Source organism: Microbacterium sp. ZW T5_56 (assembly GCF_044987425.1).
In the GTDB taxonomy this organism is placed as follows: Bacteria; Actinomycetota; Actinomycetes; order Actinomycetales; family Microbacteriaceae; genus Microbacterium.
Map to the genome: position 1 here is coordinate 1 of NZ_JBJDRI010000039.1, position 20,019 is coordinate 20,019.

Annotated in this window: 14 protein-coding genes and 1 pseudogene; 11 read left to right on the forward strand and 4 right to left on the reverse strand. The window is 68.6% G+C overall.

Going from position 1 to position 20,019, the window contains the following annotated elements; all coding sequences use genetic code 11:
* The 3 genes and pseudogenes from ACI3KU_RS16005 to ACI3KU_RS16015 form a co-directional block, all read left to right on the forward strand.
* A pseudogene (locus tag ACI3KU_RS16005) lies at positions 1–992 on the forward strand (hypothetical protein); the annotation flags it as partial.
* Between the two features lie 1,036 nt (positions 993–2,028).
* Positions 2,029–2,508, forward strand: a complete 480-nt coding sequence (locus ACI3KU_RS16010; RefSeq protein ID WP_404923318.1) for a hypothetical protein — start codon at positions 2,029–2,031, stop codon at positions 2,506–2,508.
* A gap of 198 nt (positions 2,509–2,706) precedes the next feature.
* Positions 2,707–3,567, forward strand: coding sequence for a sulfurtransferase (locus ACI3KU_RS16015; RefSeq protein WP_404923319.1), 861 nt, complete (start codon positions 2,707–2,709; stop codon positions 3,565–3,567).
* An 82-nt stretch (positions 3,568–3,649) separates the two neighbouring features.
* On the opposite strand, the gene ACI3KU_RS16020 is transcribed toward ACI3KU_RS16015, so the two are convergent.
* The 4 genes from ACI3KU_RS16020 to ACI3KU_RS16035 form a co-directional block, all read right to left on the reverse strand.
* The gene (locus ACI3KU_RS16020; RefSeq protein WP_404923320.1) at positions 3,650–4,054 is read right to left on the reverse strand and encodes a VOC family protein; all 405 of its coding nucleotides are present in this window, start codon (positions 4,052–4,054) and stop codon (positions 3,650–3,652) included.
* A gap of 4 nt (positions 4,055–4,058) precedes the next feature.
* The gene (locus ACI3KU_RS16025) at positions 4,059–5,057 is read right to left on the reverse strand and encodes a permease prefix domain 1-containing protein (RefSeq protein ID WP_404923321.1); all 999 of its coding nucleotides are present in this window, start codon (positions 5,055–5,057) and stop codon (positions 4,059–4,061) included.
* 1 nt (position 5,058) lies between these two features.
* On the reverse strand, positions 5,059–5,412 hold the full coding sequence (locus tag ACI3KU_RS16030) for a PadR family transcriptional regulator (protein WP_404923322.1): 354 nt from the start codon (positions 5,410–5,412) through the stop codon (positions 5,059–5,061).
* 149 nt (positions 5,413–5,561) lie between these two features.
* Positions 5,562–11,003, reverse strand: a complete 5,442-nt coding sequence (locus ACI3KU_RS16035) for a fibronectin type III domain-containing protein (RefSeq protein WP_404923323.1) — start codon at positions 11,001–11,003, stop codon at positions 5,562–5,564.
* 164 nt (positions 11,004–11,167) lie between these two features.
* Between ACI3KU_RS16035 and ACI3KU_RS16040 the strand changes: the two genes are divergently transcribed.
* The 8 genes from ACI3KU_RS16040 to ACI3KU_RS16075 all read left to right on the forward strand — a co-directional run bounded on the left by ACI3KU_RS16040 (position 11,168) and on the right by ACI3KU_RS16075 (position 19,985).
* On the forward strand, positions 11,168–12,262 hold the full coding sequence (locus tag ACI3KU_RS16040) for a substrate-binding domain-containing protein (RefSeq protein WP_404923324.1): 1,095 nt from the start codon (positions 11,168–11,170) through the stop codon (positions 12,260–12,262).
* 283 nt (positions 12,263–12,545) lie between these two features.
* Positions 12,546–14,192: a TIGR04028 family ABC transporter substrate-binding protein gene (locus ACI3KU_RS16045; RefSeq protein WP_404923325.1), complete on the forward strand. Its 1,647-nt coding sequence runs from the start codon at positions 12,546–12,548 to the stop codon at positions 14,190–14,192.
* A 5-nt stretch (positions 14,193–14,197) separates the two neighbouring features.
* Positions 14,198–15,172, forward strand: a complete 975-nt coding sequence (locus ACI3KU_RS16050; protein ID WP_404923326.1) for an ABC transporter permease — start codon at positions 14,198–14,200, stop codon at positions 15,170–15,172.
* Positions 15,169–16,080, forward strand: coding sequence for an ABC transporter permease (locus tag ACI3KU_RS16055; RefSeq protein WP_404923327.1), 912 nt, complete (start codon positions 15,169–15,171; stop codon positions 16,078–16,080). The genes ACI3KU_RS16050 and ACI3KU_RS16055 overlap by 4 nt, the downstream gene beginning before the upstream one ends.
* Positions 16,077–17,735, forward strand: a complete 1,659-nt coding sequence (locus ACI3KU_RS16060; protein WP_404923328.1) for a dipeptide ABC transporter ATP-binding protein — start codon at positions 16,077–16,079, stop codon at positions 17,733–17,735. Before ACI3KU_RS16055 ends, ACI3KU_RS16060 begins: the two co-directional genes overlap by 4 nt.
* A complete protein-coding gene (locus ACI3KU_RS16065) occupies positions 17,732–18,757 on the forward strand; it encodes a putative FMN-dependent luciferase-like monooxygenase (protein WP_404923329.1) in 1,026 nt (341 codons plus the stop codon). Before ACI3KU_RS16060 ends, ACI3KU_RS16065 begins: the two co-directional genes overlap by 4 nt.
* The gene (locus tag ACI3KU_RS16070; RefSeq protein ID WP_404923330.1) at positions 18,754–19,386 is read left to right on the forward strand and encodes a CMD domain protein; all 633 of its coding nucleotides are present in this window, start codon (positions 18,754–18,756) and stop codon (positions 19,384–19,386) included. The genes ACI3KU_RS16065 and ACI3KU_RS16070 overlap by 4 nt, the downstream gene beginning before the upstream one ends.
* Entirely contained in the window at positions 19,383–19,985 is a 603-nt protein-coding gene (locus ACI3KU_RS16075) for an alkylhydroperoxidase domain protein (protein WP_404923331.1), read from the forward strand. The genes ACI3KU_RS16070 and ACI3KU_RS16075 overlap by 4 nt, the downstream gene beginning before the upstream one ends.
* Positions 19,986–20,019: the final 34 nt, after the last annotated feature.

The following is a 20,019-nucleotide window of genomic DNA, read 5'->3' on the forward strand; positions in this document are numbered from 1 at the left end:
GTTCTGGTGCTGGTGCTGGTGCTGGTGCTGGTGCTGGTGCTGGTGCTGGTGCTGGTGCTGGTGCTGGTGCTGGTGCTGGTGCGGGTGCTGGTGGGGGTGCTGGTGCTGGTGCTGGTGCTGGTGCGGAAGTGGCCCGGGAGGCGCTTGGTGCCGAGGCCGGTGCTCGCGCCGGTGTCGGCTCGGAGGCGTCTCGTGAGGCGCTTGGTGCTTGGGCCGGTGCTGGTCACGAGGCCGCGAACGATGCGTCCGATGTGCGGGCGACTTCTGCCCCGGCACCGGCGTTCGATGTCGCGTTGTCGCCGGCGGGTTCGTGGATCGGTCTGTTCGGTGTGGGCACCTCCCCACAGCCGCCGACGTTCGATGAGCTCGGAGCGCCGGGCGGAGTGCTCGTGTACGCGACGGTGCTGCCGGAAGACGCGTCCGGGATCCTCACGTTCGGCGAGGTGCGCGATCAGGCGTGGGTGTCGGTCGATGGCGTGCCGGTCGGCACGATCTCGCGAACGCGGTCCGAGCGCAGTATTCGCATCCCCGCCGGGCGGCGTCTGACGGTGGTGGTCGAGGAGCAGGGCCGAACCAACTACGGTCCGCGCATCGGTGAGGCGAAGGGCTTGATCGGTCCGGCGCTGCTCGACGGTGTGGAGCTCACCGACTGGGACGTCGAGGTGATCGCCGAACGCGATCTGGAGGCGCGGGCATCCGCTGCTGTACCGGGCGAACTCGCGGCGATCGCGCCGGCGTGGACGGGCGATTTCGAACTGTCGGAGTCCACGGATCTGTTCCTGGATCCGGCCGAGGCTCGCAAGGGCTTCGCGTTCGTGAACGGCTTCTTCCTGGGTCGGTACTGGCGCAACGGTCCGCAGCGCACGCTGTATGTCCCTGCTCCAGTGACGCACGCGGGTCGCAACATCGTGACGCTCCTGGAGCTGGAGCATCTCGATGCCCCGACCCTCGCTTTCGCCCCGCACCCCCTCCTCGGCCCCACGGACGAGTAACGCCGTCGACGGCGAGCCCCGGTCTCACAAACTGTCGGGTGTCCGAGCCAGGACAGCCGCAAGTGAGACCGGGGTTTGTCTTGGTCTCAGAAGTTGTCGGATCTCGCAGTCGGGACAGCCGTAACTGAGACCGGGAATCGTCGTGGTGTCACCCGCCCCGCACCCACTCGTCGCCCCCTGGACGGGTGATGCCGTCGATGGCACCCCCTGGTCTCAGAAGCTGTCGGATCTCCCAGTCGGGACGGCCGTATGTGTGACCGGGGTTCGCCGTGGTCTCAGAAGTTGTCGGATCTCCGAGTCGCGACAGCCGCAAGTGAGACCGGGCTCACCCTCGCCTCACCCGCCGCGCACCCACTCGTCGCCCCGCGGACGGGTGATGCCGTCGATGGCAACCCCTGGTCTCAGAAGCTGTCGGCTCTCCCAGGCGGGACAGCCGTATGTGAGACCGGGCTCGCCCTGGCCTTACCCCCCGCGTCCACTCGTCGGTCCCGCGGACGAGTGGTGCCGTCGATGGCAATCCCTGGTCTCAGAAGGTGCCGGATCTCCGGGTCGGGACGGCCGTAACTGAGACCGGCGCCGCCCCTGGTCTCAGAAGGTGCCGGATCTCGCAGTCGGGACAGCCGTAAGTGAGACCGGGCTCGCCCTGGCCTTACCCCCCGCGTCCACTCGTCGGCCCCGCGGACGAGTGATGCCGTCGATGGCAATCCCTGGTCTCAGAAGGTGCCGGATCTCCCAGTCGAGACAGCCGCAAGTGAGACCGGGCTCGCCCTGGCCTTACCTGCCCCGCGTCCACTCGTCGGCCCCGCGGACGAGTGATGCCGTCGATGGCAACCCCTGGTCTCAGAAGCTGTCGGATCTCCCAGCCGGGACAGCCGTATGTGAGACCGGGGATCGCCGTGGTCTCAGAAGTTGTCGGATCTCCGAGTCGCGACAGCCGCAAGTGAGCCCAGGCTCGCCCTGGACTCATCGCAGGTCGTGCTCTGAGCCGACGCCCGCACCTGCTGAGAGCAGGACTCGCCGCCGGTAGGGTCGAGGGATGGCATCTGTCCCCGTCACCGTCGCGATTCCCGGGCAGACGCCGATCGCCGTGCAGCGTCGAATCGACGGGTGGATGAATGCGACGCGCAGCGCGGGGACATACCGCCGTCGCGGTGATCGCATCCGTGTGCTGCGCCGCTTGCTCGGCGCGGGCGTGTATCAGCTCCCGAGCGGCATCGTGCTGGACCTGCGCATGCTCGAAGCGGAAGGCGGCACAGTTCTCACCGGCCGCGCGCGGACGCGAGTGATGGACACGGTGCTTGTGCTGATCTTCGGCATCGTTGCCGGTGGCATTTTCCTCCTGCCGCTGCTTGGCTTCGTCACCGGGCGACTGCCGAGCGTCGTGGACCTGGCCTGGGCAGCAGTCGGCCTCGTGATCTTCGGCGGAATCACCATGGGGATCATGATCACCGACCGCCGCCGACTGCGACGCGTCGTGCCTGAGATGACCGAATCACTGCTCGCCGACCTCGGCTGAACCTCAAGGCTGTCCCGAGGATATGACCGCGCGCCGAATGCATGACCAATCCGTGGAATCCGTCAGGCATTCGGCGCATGATCATGAACTCGGGACACTCCACAGCCGCGGAGCACGGGGCCACGGGCACATGACGTCGTGTGTCGGCGGGTGACGAAACACGGCCCTGACCGGCTCGCGATTGTCCAGCATGGAATCATGGCTTCGCCTTTGATCTCTGTCACCGAACTCGCGGATGCGCTGCGGGACGGTACGGCGGGCTGTCTGCTCGATGTGCGCTGGCGCCTCGATCAGCCCGAGGGGCGGCCCGAATATCTCGACGGCCACCTGCCCGGCGCCGTCTACGTTGATCTCGAGCGCGAGCTCGCCGAACACGGACATCCGGAACAGGGGCGACATCCGCTTCCCAGCGATGAGACGCTGCGTGCGGCGGTTCGCCGCTGGGGCCTTCGTCGCGGAGCGCGCGTGGTGATCTACGACGACGTGCACTCCGTTGCGGCTGCCCGAGCGTGGTGGGTGCTGACCCACGCGGGCATTGCAGACATCGACGTGAGCGTGCTGGACGGTGGGCTGCGCGCCTGGGCGGCGGCGGGCTTCGGGCTGGAGACAGGGGACGTGCAGCCACCCGTCGGCGATGCGGAGGTTTCGGGCTTCGGCGAGCAGTTGGGCATGGTGGAAACCGCCCGATGGCCGCAGCATGGCGTGCTGTTGGATGTGCGATCCGCGGAGCGCTACCGCGGCGATCCGGACACGCATGACCCCGTCGCCGGGCACATCCCCGGCGCGCGGAACCTGCCGACGACCTACCACCTCAGCGGCGGACGCTTCCGCACGCCGGCCGAGATCCGCCGGAACTTCGCCTCGCTGGGCGTGGATGAGAGCATCCCCGTCGCGGCATACTGCGGCTCGGGCATCGCGGCGGCGCACACCGTGCTGGCCGGTGCGGTCGCCGGGCTCGACGTGGCGCTGTATCCGGGGTCGTGGAGTCAGTGGTCGCGCACACGCGGACGCGAAGTGGCGCTGGGTATGACCCCCGCCCAGCGCATCCGCCGCGTCTGAACCCGCTGAACCCGCTGAACCCGCTGTGCCCGCAGCGCTTCGTCTCGCTGGCGCTCGCTCAGCAACCGTCCAGCCACCGAGGCTAGACGGTGGGGCGGGGAGGATTGTGCATGAACTCGAAGCGGATGCCGGAGGGATCCTCCACGAACGAGGCGTAGTACCGCGCGTTGAAGCGGGGGAACAGCTTCGGGGCGCGGACCTCGCTCCAGCCGGCATCCAGCGCCACCCGGTGCAGGCGATCCACCTCGTCACGGGAGCTCAGAGCGAAGGCGAGGTGCTGCCAGCCGGGCTCCCCGTGCCGATGAAGGTCGCCCGCCTCGCGTGCCTGGAAGATGATCAGCTCGGTCTCGTCGCCCTTGTGCCAGGCGGCTGAGTGATCATCTGCCCCACCGAACTCGTAGCCGAGGGCCGTGAACACCGCCCCGAACTGCACTAAGCCCTGTTCGAGGTCGACGACCGACATGCCGAGATGATCCACGAGCGCCATTCCGTCATCCTGTCACTCGTCCGGCGGCTGACCGGCGCGTCTGACGCCAGCCGTCCACCGCGTCCCAGGCGCACGCAGCGATGATGCCGGCACCGAGCAGCACCGCGAGAATGCGGAAGATGCCGCCCTCGTCGGCCGACTGCAGATCGGCGTAGTGGAAGTCCTCGCCGCCGTGTTGCGCGATCGTGGCGAGCAGCTCGGGATTGATCAGCTGCCCGGTGGAGAGTAGCCACACCGTGACCGTCGCGAACACCACCGCCAGCAGCGTGTTCACCGACGCCGTCACCGCGGTCCACCGCCGCTGACGGAACACCGCGAGCGCGACGCCACCCTCGGCGAGCACGATCACAAGGAAGATCAGCATCCACACCGGCCACAACCCAGGGTGCAGCACCGGAATGATGTCGCCGTCGACGAAGACGAACCCGCGGAATCGATCCCACAGCACGGCCGCGATCGACGCCCCGAGGAACACCAGCGAGCCCACCAGCGTCGACAGGCTGGCGCTGTTCTCCCGGGGCTCGGGCAGCTGATCCACCGTCCAGGTCGGAACCGGATCAGTGCCGACGCGCTCGAGCACGAAGAACACCAGCGTCACCCAGAAGCACAGGTGAACGATCACCGAGATTCCGACGCCCACCGCGCTGCCGATGATCTGCCCGGACGGAGCGTTCGAGATCGCAAGCCCGAGGGCGACCGCCGCCATCACGCTGAGCGGGACGATCCACAGCAGCAGCTTCAGGAGCCGCCACCAGGTCATGAAATAGCGCGGCCCGATGAGGAACAGCGGGCGATCCGCGTATCCCGCCGCGAGCACCCCCGGATCTCCCAGGCCATTCAGCACGGCGCGTTCCGCATCCTCCGCGGGCTCGCCCTGCTCCACGCGTGCCTCGACGGCATCGGCGATGGAGGTCGCCAGCTCCTCGCGGACGTCGTCCTGCAGCTGCGGGCGGAGGCTCCGCACGGTGGCGTCGATGTAGCGTTCGGTCAGTGTTGCGGTCATGTCAGCTCTCCTCGTCGTGCGGGGCGTCATTGTCGTGCGTCAGTGCCGTGATGGCCTCCGTGAGTGTCAGCCACTCGCGGGTGAGGGTGTCGGCGAGATCGATTCCCGCCGCCGAGGTGCGGTAGAACTTGCGCGGACGTGTCTCGTCGGTGTTCCACTCGCTGGTCAGGTGGCCCTGCTTCTCCAGGCGCCGCAGCAGTGGGTAGAGGGTGTTCGCATCGGTGGGGAAGCCGGCGACCTCCAGCTGCTCCAGCAACGCGTAGCCGTAGCTCGGTGAACGCAGCAACTGCAGGCACGCGAGCACCACGGTGCCGCGATGCAGCTCCTGCAGGTGGATGTCGGTCAATTCGGGCATGGTCACACAATACTGTGTGACGCACACTATTGTCACGCACGTACCCAAAGACACCACCGCCCCCGAGAAACCCATACAAGTCCGAGAAACCCCGCAACGCAGGGTTTCTCGGACTTGCTTGGGTTTCTCGGGGGCGAGATGTGACGGTGTTACTTCGTGACCTTCACGGTGAGCGGTGCGCTCGTCGTGGTGCCCGCCGCGTTGGTGAACTCCACGGTGTACACGTAGGCTCCCTTCGGCTTGCCCGACACCGTCGCGGTCGCCCGCTGCGCGGCCGGGGTGGCGGACGTCAGTGCGCCGGCCGCGATCTCCGTGCCGTTCTCCAGGAACCGATACGAGGTCGCGTTCGTGCCCCACCACAGATCCGCGGTGAGGGTGAAGCTGCCCGCTCCGCCCTTCGCGTTCGACGACAGCGCCGGCTTGCCGGGAGTGGCGTCGGTCACCTTCACAGTCAGCGCCTTGGTTGCCGTCGTGCCCTTCGAGTTCACCAGCTCGCCTGTGAACACGTAGGTGCCGTTGCCGAGCCCTGCGATGTCCACGGTGGCGCGCTGCGCCTGCGGGCTGTTCATCGTGAGCGGCACCGTGGCCACCGGCTCTCCGTCGCGGAAGAGGCGGAACAGCTGGGCGTTCTCACCCCACCACAGGTCCATCGTGAGGGTGAACGTGCCGTCCTTGAGGCCGGTGTCCCAGCCATCGTTCGACGACAGCACGCCGACGCCGGGTGCCGTGGCCGCGTTGTCGGGACCCACTTCAGGAAGCGTGACCGCCGCGGTGGTGGTAGAGCGTGCGCTGGTGCCGATCGCGTTCACCGCGACCACCTCGTACGCGTGGGTCGAGCCGTGCTCCAGCCCGGTGATCGTGCACGACGTCTCCGTGGTCTCGCACACCACCGTGTCCGTGCCCGCCGCGAACACGCGATAGCCGACGAAGCCGGGACCGGTGGGTGATGCGGCACTCCAGGACACGGTGACCGCGGTGTCGGAGGCGGCGACCGCGGACGCATCCGCCGGTGCGCCCGGAAGCGTCTGGTCGGCGACCGCGAGCCATGAGATGACCGGCTTCTCGCCGCCGGCGCCCTCGTTCGTCACCACGTACTCCACGGTGGCGGGAGCCTCGAGGGTGAACGTGAGGTCTGCCGTGAGGCGCGGTACCGAACCCGACAGCGGGATGTTGCCCTTCGCGAGTTCGACGCCGTCCACCGACACCGTGTGGTTCATGGTGCGGTTGACGTTCCACCACTCGGTGAATCCGCCCGTGAGCGTGTAGGTGCCGGCGTCCAGCGGCAGACGGTAGATCAGGCGCGTGGTGTCCTGGTACAGGCCGGTGGAGAACTTGTCGGCGATGTCTGTCGTGCCCTTGGTCTTCATGCCGTCGGCCACGTAGCCCCACGATGCGGCGTCGGGGGAGACCCGATCCACCGCGTCATTGCGCAGGGTCGCAGCACCCGCCACCGCCGTGTGAGCGGGGGAGGCGACGCCGTTCGTACCGGAGTCGATGAAGTACACCGGAGCGGTCGGAATCACCTCGTACCGGGCGATCACGGTCTGCTCGCTGTCGGCCAGGCGGCCGGTGACCCGCAGCGTGTCATAGACCGCGCGCTTCGCCGTGACGGACGCGTCATCCCACACGACGGCGCGCGAGGTGCCCGCCACGTCAACCGTCTCCGGCAGATCGCCGGTCACACCGATCGCGCCCTGCACACCGAGATCGCGCGGCAGCCGCTGGACGGCGACCAGAGCGAGCCGGCCGTTGTAGCCGCTCGTTCCGCTCGTGCCGAATTCGACGGTGACGACGCCATCCGCATCCAGCGTGATGGGTTGAGCGATCGGTGTGGCACCACCCGTGGAGGTGACCGTCTTCGTGGTGGCTGTGACGCCCGGCGCGGACACCTTCGTGTACACGTTGGTGGTGAGTCCGGCGCGCGGCGCCTGCACGGCGACCACGTTGTAGGAACCCGCCGGCAGTGTCAGTCGATACGTGACCGGCTTGTTGTAGTCCACGCCCAGGTAGGACGATCCCCAGTCCTGGGCGTTGCCGGCGTCAGCGGCGGTCGCCGTGGTGGCGTAGCCCCACGTGAGCCCCGCGGCCGTGCCGTCCCACTTCTGGTCGGCCACGGCGTTGCGCAGCTGGGGGAACGCCTCCAGCGCGGCAGCCTGCACTGAACCGGTCGCGGCACCCGAGGAGCCGGAGTCGATGAAGTACTCCAGGTCTGCCGGGACGACGATCACGCGCGCGGTGAAGCGCTGGTACAGACCGTTGTCCAGCTTGACCGTGGTGCGTCCGGTGGCGGTGAACGTGCCAAGCTCCGCGGTGCTGGCGGCGCTCTCGCGTGCGCTCAGCGCCCAGGTCACCGGCAGCTCGCCCTCGGCCAGCGCCACCGCACCGGGCAGGGCACGGGCGCTGGAGGTGATCGCAACGACACCGAGGTCGCGGACGTCGGGACTGACGTCCTTCGGAACGAGGCGATCGATCGCGGCGGTCAGTCGTGCACGGAGCGCGAGGGCGCCTTCCGCGTCGAGCCCGAACGCGACCGGATCCGCGATGGCATCGCGCGCGTCGGTGAGGATCGCGGCGAACACGGCCCAGGTCTCGGGGGAGTACTCGGCCTCGGCGATCTCCGCGGTGCTGTCGATCACGGCGGTGAGGGCGGCGGTGTCCACGGCCGCGGAGTCGGCCGACGCCGTGATCACGCCGACGGCGTCCACGTTGATCGACGCGGTGTTCGCGGTGCGGATGGTGACGGTGTGCTCAGCGTTGCGCAGACCCCGCAGTTGATACGCGGTGCGTTCGCTCCCCGCGCTCCAGGTGGGTGCGCCGGCGACGATGTCGACATCGTCGACGATCACGTCCAGCGTGGGTGCGCCGGAGTTCGTGCCGATGATGTCGAGGCCGGTGCCGGTGAAGGTGTACGTCATCGACGCGCCCTTCGCCGTGGACTTCGACGCCGTGCGCTGCCACTCGTACATGCCCTGGCCGTTGATGTGGCTCCAACTCGCGTCGAACTGCAACACCGGCACGGAGGAGTCGGCCCAGTTGGTCTGGTGCATCCCGTCGATCATCGCGGAGTACCAGGGCGTGTAGCCCGGCACGGTCGTCACCTTCAGGTTGTCGAACTGCACGAACGTGAACCCGGATCCCAGCTGGATCCGACCGGTCGCCTGCGGCGCCGCGTCGGTGTAGCTGGCGATCTCCACGCCGTTGACGGACGCGGTGTACACCGCGCCGGCGACGCGCACGGCGATCGTGTTCCAGACGCCCGCGCCGGTGCGGAACGCCGCCTGCGGAACAGAGGTGAGCGTGCCGCTCGCAACCGACGTGCCGAAGCGCAGCAGGCTCCATGCGCCGGTCGGATCGACCCGCAGCTCGGCAGCGGAGACGTTCTGTCCGTTGGCCGTGCCGCCCTGCTCGCGTGCGCCGATGGTGGCATACGCGGACGAGGTGGTCTCGAAGAGGACGTCTGCCGAGACCGTGTAGTTGGCCCAGCGGGCGTCGCCGATCGTGGTCTTGGGATCTCCGCTGTTCCAGGCGCCGCCCGCCATGCCGGGCCCGACCTGCTGGCGCAGCACGCGGCCGTGCGCGGCGTCATCGGTGATCACGGATTCAAACGCGCCGTTGGTGTCATTGGTGTAGCGGGGGATCGCACCTCCTCGCACCGATGCGGTGGCGGGCGTTCCTGCCGGCGGCGCGCTCGCGCCGCGCGCGTCGAGGAACGAGACGCCGGAGTCGACGAGCTGACCGGTAGCCGGGTCGTAGCCGGAGATGTTCGGCAGGCTCGCGTAGTCGAAGTCGTCGGCGTAGAGGTACTCGTCGTCGGCGACACCGTTCACAGCACCGGTCGCGTCCGTGTCGAGCACGTCACGACCGCCGTCCGCCGCCGTGTACTCGGCTGACGTGGGCAGGGTGTTGCCGAAACCCTCGCGCGGGGTGAGCGTGCCATCGGCACCGGCCGTCGCGTGGTCGAGGGTCGTGAGCGTGACGGTGGACCAGGGCTTCACGGTGACGGTGTACGCGCCGGCGTTCGGGGTGAGTTCGGCGACGGGACGGACGTAGTTCGCGTCGTAGCTCTGACCGGCGTCGGCCGCACGGGTCTCCCAGACCTCCGCCGTGGCATCCGCGCCCAGCTTCAGGTCCTCTGCGACGACCCGGTACGTCTTCGTGAAGCTGCTGTCGTTCACGATGACGGTCGAGAAGTCGGAGGCGTCGGGTGCGGCGAGCGTTGTGTACGAGTTGCCACCGGCGCGGGCGCCGCTGGGCGGGTTGCCCGTTCCCAGCGTGCTGCCGGAGGCCTGCGGGATCGCCCGCCAGATGCCCGCGGTGTTGTCCGCGTTCTCCCACCCGAGGGTCGCGAACTGCGTGAACTGCGCCAGCACCGCCAGCCCGCCGTCGTAATACGTCCAGCCGGACCAGGGGTCGCGGGCGCTGACCAGCTCCTTCGAGGAGTACTGGAAGCCGTCGTAGAACGATCCGATCGCGGGCTGGAAGATGTTCATCGTGCGTCGCGAGGCGGCGAAGCCGGTGGTGATCCAGTTGCCCATCTCCAGGGCGCTGTTCGTGCCGCCGAAGGAGGTGCCGAAGCCGCCCTGCTCGTCGCTGGCGTTGTTGTTCGGGCGATCGGCGGAATTGGAGAACGTCGACTGACCCTCCGAGTTCCACACCTCCTGGTCGAACTGCTCCGCGAACTTCTTCAGGTTGCCGGAGCCGTCATCGGCGCTGGAGTAGTGGAAGCCGACGACATCGACGGCGTCCCGCAGCGACGGATCACTGCCGGTGAGCGCGTTGCCGAACGACGTGGGCGGGGTTCCGACCGTGTCGGCTGCTACCGTGCGGATCGCACGGTAGAGCTCGCCCTCCTCGGCGGAGGCGAAGCCGTTGTTCGGGTCGGCGGCGGTGGCGCCTTCGTAGCCCTTCGCGTCGGTGCGCAGCCACGACGAGAAGTCCTTGTAGAGCTGGATCTCCGGGTTGGACGTCTCGTTCGCGTCGGGATTGATGGAGTCCACCATCACGCCGTACTCGCGGTACGCGGCGAGCACGGTGTTCTTGAACCATACGTACTGGTCCTGGTGCGAGACCACCCAGGCGGGGCGGTTCCAGCGCAGGATGCTGACGTGCACGTCACCGTGGGCGACCAACTGCGCGTCGGCGGCCAGCTGGAAGCCCGGCTCACGCTGGACGTTGGGATACTCGTCCCGGCTCCGCATGGTCGCCGGGTTCGGACCGGTGGAGGTGTTGCGGTCGTTTCCCATCTCGATCTTCACGGTGTTCATCAGCGGGTGATCGCCACCGAACAGGGTCTCGATGAGCTCCCAGTACTTGTCCGGGTGCTGTGCCTTGTAATCCAGCAGCAGAGCGCTGGTGGAGTTGGCGCTCAGCACGCCGAAGCCCTTGAAGGTGAGACCGTTGACGTTCTTCGCGGCCGCAGCGACATCGGCACCGGTGACGGTCACCGTGACGGTGTCCGCCGGAGCCGCCAGCGCACTCGTGGGCACCAGCAGTGGCGCCGCGATCAGCGCGGCGCTCGCGGCGGCGATCCAGGATCGTCGTGGCCGGGCTCGACCCTCGCGACCTCGTCGATCGTTCTGCGGACGGGGCATCCTCGCCTCCGACATGGGCACTCTCCCTTACGGTGCTCGCGCATGAAGGGCACGGCTGCGTGCCCTTCGTTGATCCTGGCCGGTGTCATGGTCGAGTTCCAATCAAACGTTCAGAAACGTTCATGCTTGATCGAATACATTCACGTCGCTACGCTGACGAGACCATGCCGCCCGCCTCAGACAGTCCCGCCTTCGGTCTCTCGCGACGCGAGCGCATCCTGGACGAGCTGCGTCGCATCGGATCGGTGCGGGTCGCGGACCTTGCCGCGCAGTTCGGGGTCTCCGACCTCACCATCCGTCGCGACATCGGCCATCTCGCCGATCGCGGTCTGCTCACGCGCGTGCACGGCGGCGCGACTCTGCGCAGCAGCCTGGACACCACTGTGCCTGCCGCCGCCTCGGGCATCCGGTTTCGCGTGGGGATGGTGGTCCCGTCGCTCAGCTACTACTGGCCGCATGTGATCATCGGGGCTCGGGCGGCGGCCACCGAACTCGGTGTTCAACTCGTGCTGCGCGGAGCGAGCTACGCGGTGGCGGACCAGCGACGACAGATCGACGCGCTCGCCGCCGCGGGGGACGTGCACGGGCTGATCGTCGCGCCGGAGACGAGCGGTCCCGACGGACGGGCGCTGCTGTATCGCCTGGAGACCCTCGCGACGCCGGTGGTGCTGGTGGAGCGGCGCGCTCCCACCGCCCTCGCGCTGCCGAGCCTGGAGTGCATCACCACGGATCATGTCTTCGGCGGCGCGCTCGCGGCCGATCACCTCGCCGCCCGCGGCCATCGGCGCGTCGGGATCATCACCTCGTCCGGGTCTCCCACGTCGCTGCCGCTCCGGCACGGCTGGAATCGCGCGGTCGCCGACCTCGGGCTGGAATGCGTCGTCGATGTGGACGCCGCGCTCGATGATCCGTCCAGCACCTCGCGGGAGTCGGCGATCGTCTCGATCCTGAACCAGTGCCGTGCGACGGGAACCACCGCGCTGCTCATCCACAACGATCCGCAGGCGGTGATGCTGGAGCAGTACGCGATCGATCACGGCTGGTCGATCCCGGGTGATCTGGCGATCATCGCCTACGACGATGAGGTGGCCTCCAGCGGCACCCCGCCGATCACCGCACTCAGCCCGCCCAAGCAGCACATCGGTCGCCTCGCGGTGGAGATGATGCTCGAGCGTCTCGCCGGAGGCCCCGACCTCCCGGTGCGCCGCACGTCCGTACTCCCCGTCCTCCATCCCCGCGAGTCCACCGCCGCACCCTGACGCGAATCCCGTGTCCCGCATCCCATGACCCGCGAGACTTCCGTCTGTGGGCGACAATCGCCGCGTTGCGCGGATTCTCGCCCACAGACGGAAGTTTCGCGGGAGATGGTGTGACGTGAGGGGGCCTGCGGGAGGGGCGGGGGAAATGTGACGCGGGACGGCGGTGTGTGACGGCGCATTGCGGAACGTGAACCGCAGTGACGCGAACATGCATCCCGATGGCGCAGGGGTTTCTAACGTGGGGGAACGATCGGACTGACCGATCCGTTCTGAAGGAGAATCCATGCCCCGTCATGCAGTACGAGCCACAGCCGCCGCTCTCGCCGCCGTGACCGCCCTCATGATGGCGGGCTGCTCGTCGCAGGGATCGTCCGGTGGCGCGTCCGCGTCCGCGTCGGCAGATGCCGGCGAGCCGGTCCAGGGCGGCACCCTCACGTACCTCGAGTACCAGCCGTACACGAACCTCTACCCGCCGCAGGCCGGCTTCTACCCGAACGGTGCGCTGGTGGGCAACATCACCGACCGCCTCACCTGGCAGGATCCGGAGACGCTGGAGATCGAGCCGTGGATCGCCACGGACTGGACGGTGAACGCAGACGCGACCGAGTACACGTTCAACCTGCGTCCCGGTGTCACCTTCTCCGACGGCACGCCGTTGGATGCTGCGGTGGTCGCGAAGAACTTCAACGTGTTCGGCAAGGGCGACTCCACCAAGGGGCTCACCATCTCCGAGGCCGTCAACAACTACGAATCCAGCGAGGTGGTCGACGCCGACACGGTGACCTTCCACTTCAGCGCCCCGTCGCCGGGATTCCTGCAGGCGACGTCCACGATCACCTCGGGACTGCTGTCCTCCACCACCCTCGACCGCAAGCTCGAGGACTTCGGTGCGGGCAACGCGGCCGACATCATCGGCTCGGGTCCGTTCGTGATCGAGTCCGAGAAGATCGGCACCGAGGTGCACCTCGTGGCTCGCGACGACTACGACTGGTCGCCCGCTGAGAACGAGCACCAGGGTCGCCCGTACCTCGACGACATCAAGCTCCTCATCACGCCGGAGGACAGCGTGCGCATCGGCTCGCTGCTGTCGGGACAGGCCGACTACGTGCGCTACGTGCAGGCCTTCGACGAGCCGCGCGTGGAGTCGGCCGGCTTCCAGGTGTTCGCTCCGCAGACCCGCGGCGTGAACAACTCGCTGAGCCTGCGCTTCACGAACCCGCTGCTCAGCGACATCAAGGTGCGTCAGGCTCTCGTCGCCGGTGTCAACGCGCAGGAGGTCGTCGACACGATCTTCACGAAGAACTACCCGGTGGCCACATCTGTCCTCAGCTCCTCGGCGCTGGGCTACAAGGATGAGTCCTCGTTCTACACCTACGACCCCGACAAGGCGAAGAAGCTGCTGGACGAGGCCGGCTGGACGGTCGGCTCGGACGGCATTCGCACCAAGGATGGTCAGCGCCTCGAGCTGCCGGTCTATGAGGCGAAGCCGCAGCCGCTGTCGAAGCAGACGCTCGAGCTGGTCTCCCAGCAGCTGAAGGCGATCGGCGTGGACCTGCAAGTGAAGTCCGCCGATGCGGGCAGCTACGCGGAGGACATCCTCGACCCGCTGAAGACCCCGCTCTACCACTCGATGGTCGGTCGCGCTGATCTCGACGTGATCAAGAGCCAGTTCTCCTCGAAGAACCGCAACGTGCTCCGCTCCGACGACCAGCACCTCGACGATCTGCTGACCGCCGTGGCCTCCGAGCCGGACGCCACCAAGCGCATCGCCGCCTCACAGGCCGTGCAGGACTACATCGCCGAGCAGGCGTACGTCATCCCGCTGTTCGAGGAGCCGCAGGTCTACGGTGCCGCCACCTACGTCCACGGCATCGAGTTCGAATCCGTCGCCCGTCCCGTCTTCGCGGACGTCTGGCTCGAGAAGCGGTGATTCGGATGCCGTTTCTCGCACGACGTGCGGCACAGGGGGTGATCGTCCTCCTCGTCGCCTTCACCGCCACCTTCATCCTCCTGCAGCTGCTGCCCGGAGATGCAGTGCTGATCAAGTTCCAGAATCCGGAGCTGGGTCTGTCGGCGGAGCAGATCGCCTCGATCCGCGCGAGCTACGGCGCCGATCTCCCGTGGTGGCAGCAGTACCTGCACACCCTCGCCGGATACCTGGTGGGCGACTTCGGATACTCCACGCAGTACGGCACCGCGGTGCTGACCCTGATCGGTGAGGCGCTGCCGGCAACGGCGGCCCTCGCCGGTCTCGGCTTCGCCCTGGCCATCATTCTGGCCGTCGCGATCGCGGCCCTCGCCACGCTCGCCCCCTTCGGCTGGCTGCGACGGGCCGTGCACGCGTTGCCGCCGATCCTGGTCTCCGTTCCGGTGTTCTGGCTCGGGATCATCCTGATCCAGGTGTTCTCCTTCGGGCTCGGCTGGGTGCCGGTGGTCGGAGCCGATCCCGCCGTCGGTCTCATCCTTCCGGTCCTGACCCTCGCCGTCCCGATCGCTGCACCGCTCGCCCAGACGCTGCTGCGCTCGATCGACGATGTGCTCCCGGCTCCGTTCGTCACGGTGGTGCGCGCCAAGGGCGCTTCCAACTCCTGGGTGCTGGTGCGGTCGGTGGCGCGCAATGCGCTGCTGCCGACCCTGACCATCGCGGGTGTGCTCCTCGGCGAACTGATCGGCGGAGCGGTGGTGACCGAGACCGTATTTGGCCGCACTGGCATCGGCCGCCTCACCGAGCAGGCCGTCGCGAGCCAGGACATCCCCGTCCTGCAGGGCGTCGTGGTGTTGTCGGCGCTCATCTTCGTCATCGTGAGCCTTGTCGTGGACCTGATCGCGACGCTCATCGATCCGCGCCTGCGCAGCACCCGTCGTGCGCGCTCCGCACCGGCCGCGCCCCGAGAGACGGTGACGGCATGAGCGCTGGAATCACCGATCCCCTCACTGACACGGTGATCGATGTGTCCGCTCCCGCGGCGGCCCCCGTGGCTGTGGCGGCCGCGTCGGAGCCGACCCGCGCCCGTCGCCGGCGCCGTCTGCCCGCGCCGGGACTGATCGTCGCGATCGCCGTGCTCGCCCTGGCGGTGGCGTGGGTCATCCTCCCGTCGGTCTTCGCCCCGGCGGATCCGCTCACCGGTGTCCCGGCAGACAAGCTGCAGGGACCGAGCCTCGCGCACCTGTTCGGGACCGATCAGCTCGGTCGCGATGTCCTCACCCGCGTCGTCCATGGCGCGGTCCACTCGCTCACCGGAGCGCTGGTGGCGGTGCTCGTCGGTCTCATCGTGGGCACCATCCTCGGTGTGGTCTCCGGCTCCATCGGCGGCATCGTGGATGACATCCTGATGCGCATCGTGGACGTGCTGTTGGCCATCCCCGGTCTGCTGCTCTCGCTTTCCGTGATCATCCTCCTGGGCTTCGGAACCGTGAACGCCGCCATCGCGGTGGGTATCGGATCCATCGCCTCCTTCGCCCGTCTCAGCAGGTCCGAGGTGGTGCGCGTGCGCCGCTCGGACTACGTCGAGGCGGCGTTCGGCTCCGGCGGACGATTCCTCACGGTGCTCCGGCGTCACGTGCTGCCCAACTCCCTCACGGCCGTGCTGGGCCTGGCGGCACTGCAGTTCGGCACCGCGATCCTCGCGATCTCCACCCTCGGCTTCCTCGGCTATGGCGCGCCGCCGCCCACGCCGGAATGGGGCCTGCTGATCGCGGAGGGGCGCAACTACGTGGCCACCGCGTGGTGGCTGACCGTGTTCCCCGGTCTGGTGGTGCTCGCCGTGGTGCTGAGCGCCAACCGACTCAGCCAGGCCATCTCGAGGAGGACCCGATGACCGCTCTCGACGTCACCGGCCTGCGCATCTCATACGACACGCGTCGCGGTCGTCAGGAGGTGGTGCACGGCATCGATCTCACCATCGACGAAGGCGAGGTGCTCGCCCTCGTCGGAGAGTCCGGATCGGGCAAGTCGACCACGGCGCATGCGGTGCTGGGACTCCTCCCGGAGGGCGGACGCATCGAGGGCGGCACGATCCGCGTCGGCGACACCGACGTGTCGGGCTGGTCCGACGCGCGCCTCCGCGCCATCCGCGGCGCGCGGATCGGTCTCGTGCCGCAGGATCCGGTGTCCTCGCTGGACCCGGTGCGTCGCATCGGCGTGCAGGTGGGCGAGATCCTGCGCCTGCACGGCGAGCGCGACCCGAAGGCGATCCGGCATCGGGTGATCGATCTGCTGGAGCGCGTGGGGCTGGATGACCCGCAGCTGCGCGCATCCCAGTACCCGCACGAGCTCTCCGGCGGCATGCGCCAGCGCGTGCTGATCGCCACCGCCATCGCGCTGAAGCCGCGACTGATCATCGCCGACGAGCCCACCAGTGCGCTCGACGCCACCGTGTCGCGACACATCCTCGACCTGCTCGACGAGCTGCGCGAGGAAGACGGCACCGCCCTGCTGCTCGTGACTCACGACCTCGGGGTCGCAGCGGACCGTGCGGACCGGATCACCGTGCTCCGTGACGGAGCGGTGGTGGAGTCGGGTCGCGCCGACGACATCCTCGCTGCCCCGAGCGACCGATACACGCGTCAGCTGCTGGCCGACGCGCCCGCGTTCCAGACGGTCGAGCCACGGACGCCGCCCGCCCCGCTGTACCTGCGGGATCCGGATGCGGCGGGTGCGGAGGATCCGTTCGCGATCGTGGCCGAAGGCATCGTGAAGCGATTCGCCGCTCGCGGTCGCGAGCCGTTCCTCGCTGTTGACGATGTGTCGTTCCGCGTGCGGCGCGGCACCACACACGCCATCGTGGGGGAGTCCGGATCGGGAAAGACCACCACGGCGCGCATCGTGACCCGCTTCCTCGATGCGGACGCCGGCAGCGTCACCATCGACGGCAGGGATGTGCTGGCCCTGCGCGGACGCGGACTCCGTGAGCTGCGCCGCGACGTCCAGTTGGTGTATCAGAACCCGTTCTCCTCGCTCGACCCGCGCCAGAGCATCGGCTCGATCATCGCGGAGCCGCTCGTGAACTTCCGCATCGGCACCCGGGTCGAGCGTCGCGATCGGGTGGCGGAGTTGCTGGAGCGCGTGGCGCTTCCGGCGGATGCGGCCGAGCGATCCGCGCGCGAGCTGTCGGGTGGTCAACGACAGCGTGTCGCGATCGCCCGAGCGCTGGCCGCCGGTCCGCGGGTCGTCGTACTGGATGAGGCGGTCTCCGCTCTCGACGTCACGGTGCAGGCGCGGATCCTCGAGCTGCTGGATTCGCTGCAGCAGGAGCTCGGTCTCACCTATCTGTTCATCTCCCATGACCTCGCGGTCGTGCGTCGCCTCAGCCACACCGTCTCGGTGATGCGCCAGGGTCGCGTCGTCGAAGCCGGCGACACCCGCGAGATCTTCGAACGCCCCACGCACGAGTACACGCGCGAGCTGCTCGCGGCCGTCCCAGGACGCCCCTCCCACACTGTCTCCCCCGCACGAAAGGAGTTGGTCCCGTGACCAACACCCCGCCCACGCTGGCCTTCTTCACCCGTCTGCTCGACGAGGTGCCCGCCGCCCAGCGCTACGACAACGCCATCGAGCAGATCCGCCATGCCGAGCGCTTCGGCATCGGTCGTGCCTGGGTCGCCCAGCACCACTTCCGCTACGGCGAGGGCGGGCTTCCGTCGCCGCTGGTGTTCCTCGCTCACGTCGCCGCGCTCACCACCGAGATCCGCCTCGCCACGGGCATCATCACGCTTCCGCTGGAGGACGCGGTGCGCGTGGCCGAGGACGCCGTGGTGGCCGATCTCCTCTCCGGCGGGCGTATCGACCTCGGCCTCGGCTCGGGTGGCACGCCCTCGTCCTTCATCCCGTTCGGCCAGGATCCGAAGGAGAAGGCGCAGGTCTACGACGAGAAGCTCGCCGCTCTGCAGAACGCGCTGCGTGGCGGCGACGTCGGTGCCGGGAACACGCTGAACCCGGAGCCGGGAACGCTCGCTGATCGGATCTGGCAGGCGACGTTCTCCACCTTCGGCGGAACGCGCGCCGGCGTCCCGGGCGACGGGCTGCTGCTCTCCCGCACGCAGCCGCGCCCGGCTGACGCTCCCGCGACTTCGCTCGCCGAAGTGCAGAACCCCATCATCGACGCGTACCTGGAAGCGCTGCCCTCGGGTGTCGCGCCGCGCATCACCGCGTCGCGCACCGTCTTCGTCGCCGACTCTCGCGCCGAGGCGCTGCGGTGGGCGGAGCAGGGGCTGCGCAAGGGAGCCGAGGGGCTCCGCCGCAGCGGTCAGGTGATCCCTGACGGGTCACTCGAAGACCTCATCCGCCACACCGACACCCACCTCGGCACGCCCGAGGAGGTCGCGGAATCGCTTGCCGCCGACGCCACGTTGGGACGCGCGACCGAGGTCGCCTTCCAGGTGCACTCGGTGGATGCTCCGCACGAGCAGGTGCTGCGCTCCATCGAGCTGTTCGCGTCCGAGGTGGCTCCGGCCCTCGGCTGGGGCACCCGCGTGGATGCGGAGGTGACGGCATGACCGAGGTGACCGTGACCGATGTCGTCGACGAACTCACCGGTGTCGAGCCGGACGAGCGGACCACCGCGCTGCGGGATCGTCGGCCGGTGACCCGTGAGCAGCTGCAGGCGAGTTTTGACGCGCTGTTCGCGCCGCTGTCCGACGAGCATTTCGCGATCACCGATCGTGAGCTGGTCGCGGCGTTCGCCACGCGCCTCACCGCGGACGACGTTTCCGCGGCGTTCTACGCTGACCGCGCGCGTTCGGCGGATCCGGTTGCGGCGGACATCGTGCTGGCCGAGGCGTCGCAAGCAGCCACCACGGGTCCGTTCGGCGTGTATCGCGAGGCGGGACTCCAGAACGAGAACACGGACGGTGTGCGCTACGCGCCGTCGGAGGAAGCCGTGACGGCGCTGGGTTCGCGACTGGCGGCGGCGTTGGCGCACACCCATCTGCTGGTCTACCGTCCGCGAGAGGCCGACGACGCCGCGATTCAGGCTCTTCTGGATGCCGGATGGGACGCGGACGGGATCATTACCCTGTCCCAGCTGGTCTCGTTCCTGGCGTTCCAGCAGCGCGTGGCCGCGGGCCTGCGTGCCCTCGCACTGGCCGGACCCGCTTCATCCGACTCGACGGAGGCTTCCGCATGACCGGCACCACCCTCACCCACGAGGCCGAGCACCCGCACGCCTTCACCCGCGCCGAGGTGGGCTGGCTGCCCTGGCTGCCCGCCGTCGCCGAGGAAGAGCTCACTGAGCGCCACTACGACGGGCTGGTCGATCGGGGTCGTGCCTCGAGCGACTACTTCCGCCTGCTGGCACGCGATCCGGAGATCCTCCGCGCTCGCACGCTGGTGGACAAGGACATCTTCTACAACACCGTCGATGGCCTTCCTCGTGGGGATCGCGAACTCGCCGCCGCCGCAGTGTCGCGCGTGAACGGCTGCGTCTTCTGCGCCTCCGTGCACGCCCGTTTCGGCGCTCACCACGCGAAGCGTCCCGACGACATCGACCTGCTGCTGGCCGAGGGGACGAGCGCGGATCTCGGCGAGCGGTGGAACGCGATCGTCGCGGCGTCCGAGGCTCTGACGGTGACTCCGGTCGCCTTCGGTCCCGCGCACGTGCAGCGTCTGCGTGCCGCCGGCCTCGACGATGACGAGATCACCGACGTCATCCACGGCGCCGCCTTCTTCAACTGGGCCAATCGCCTGATGCTCTCGATCGGCCGCCCCGTCGCCCCCACCGCCTAGCCATCTCCCGGACCCAGTCCCGCCTCATTTTTCG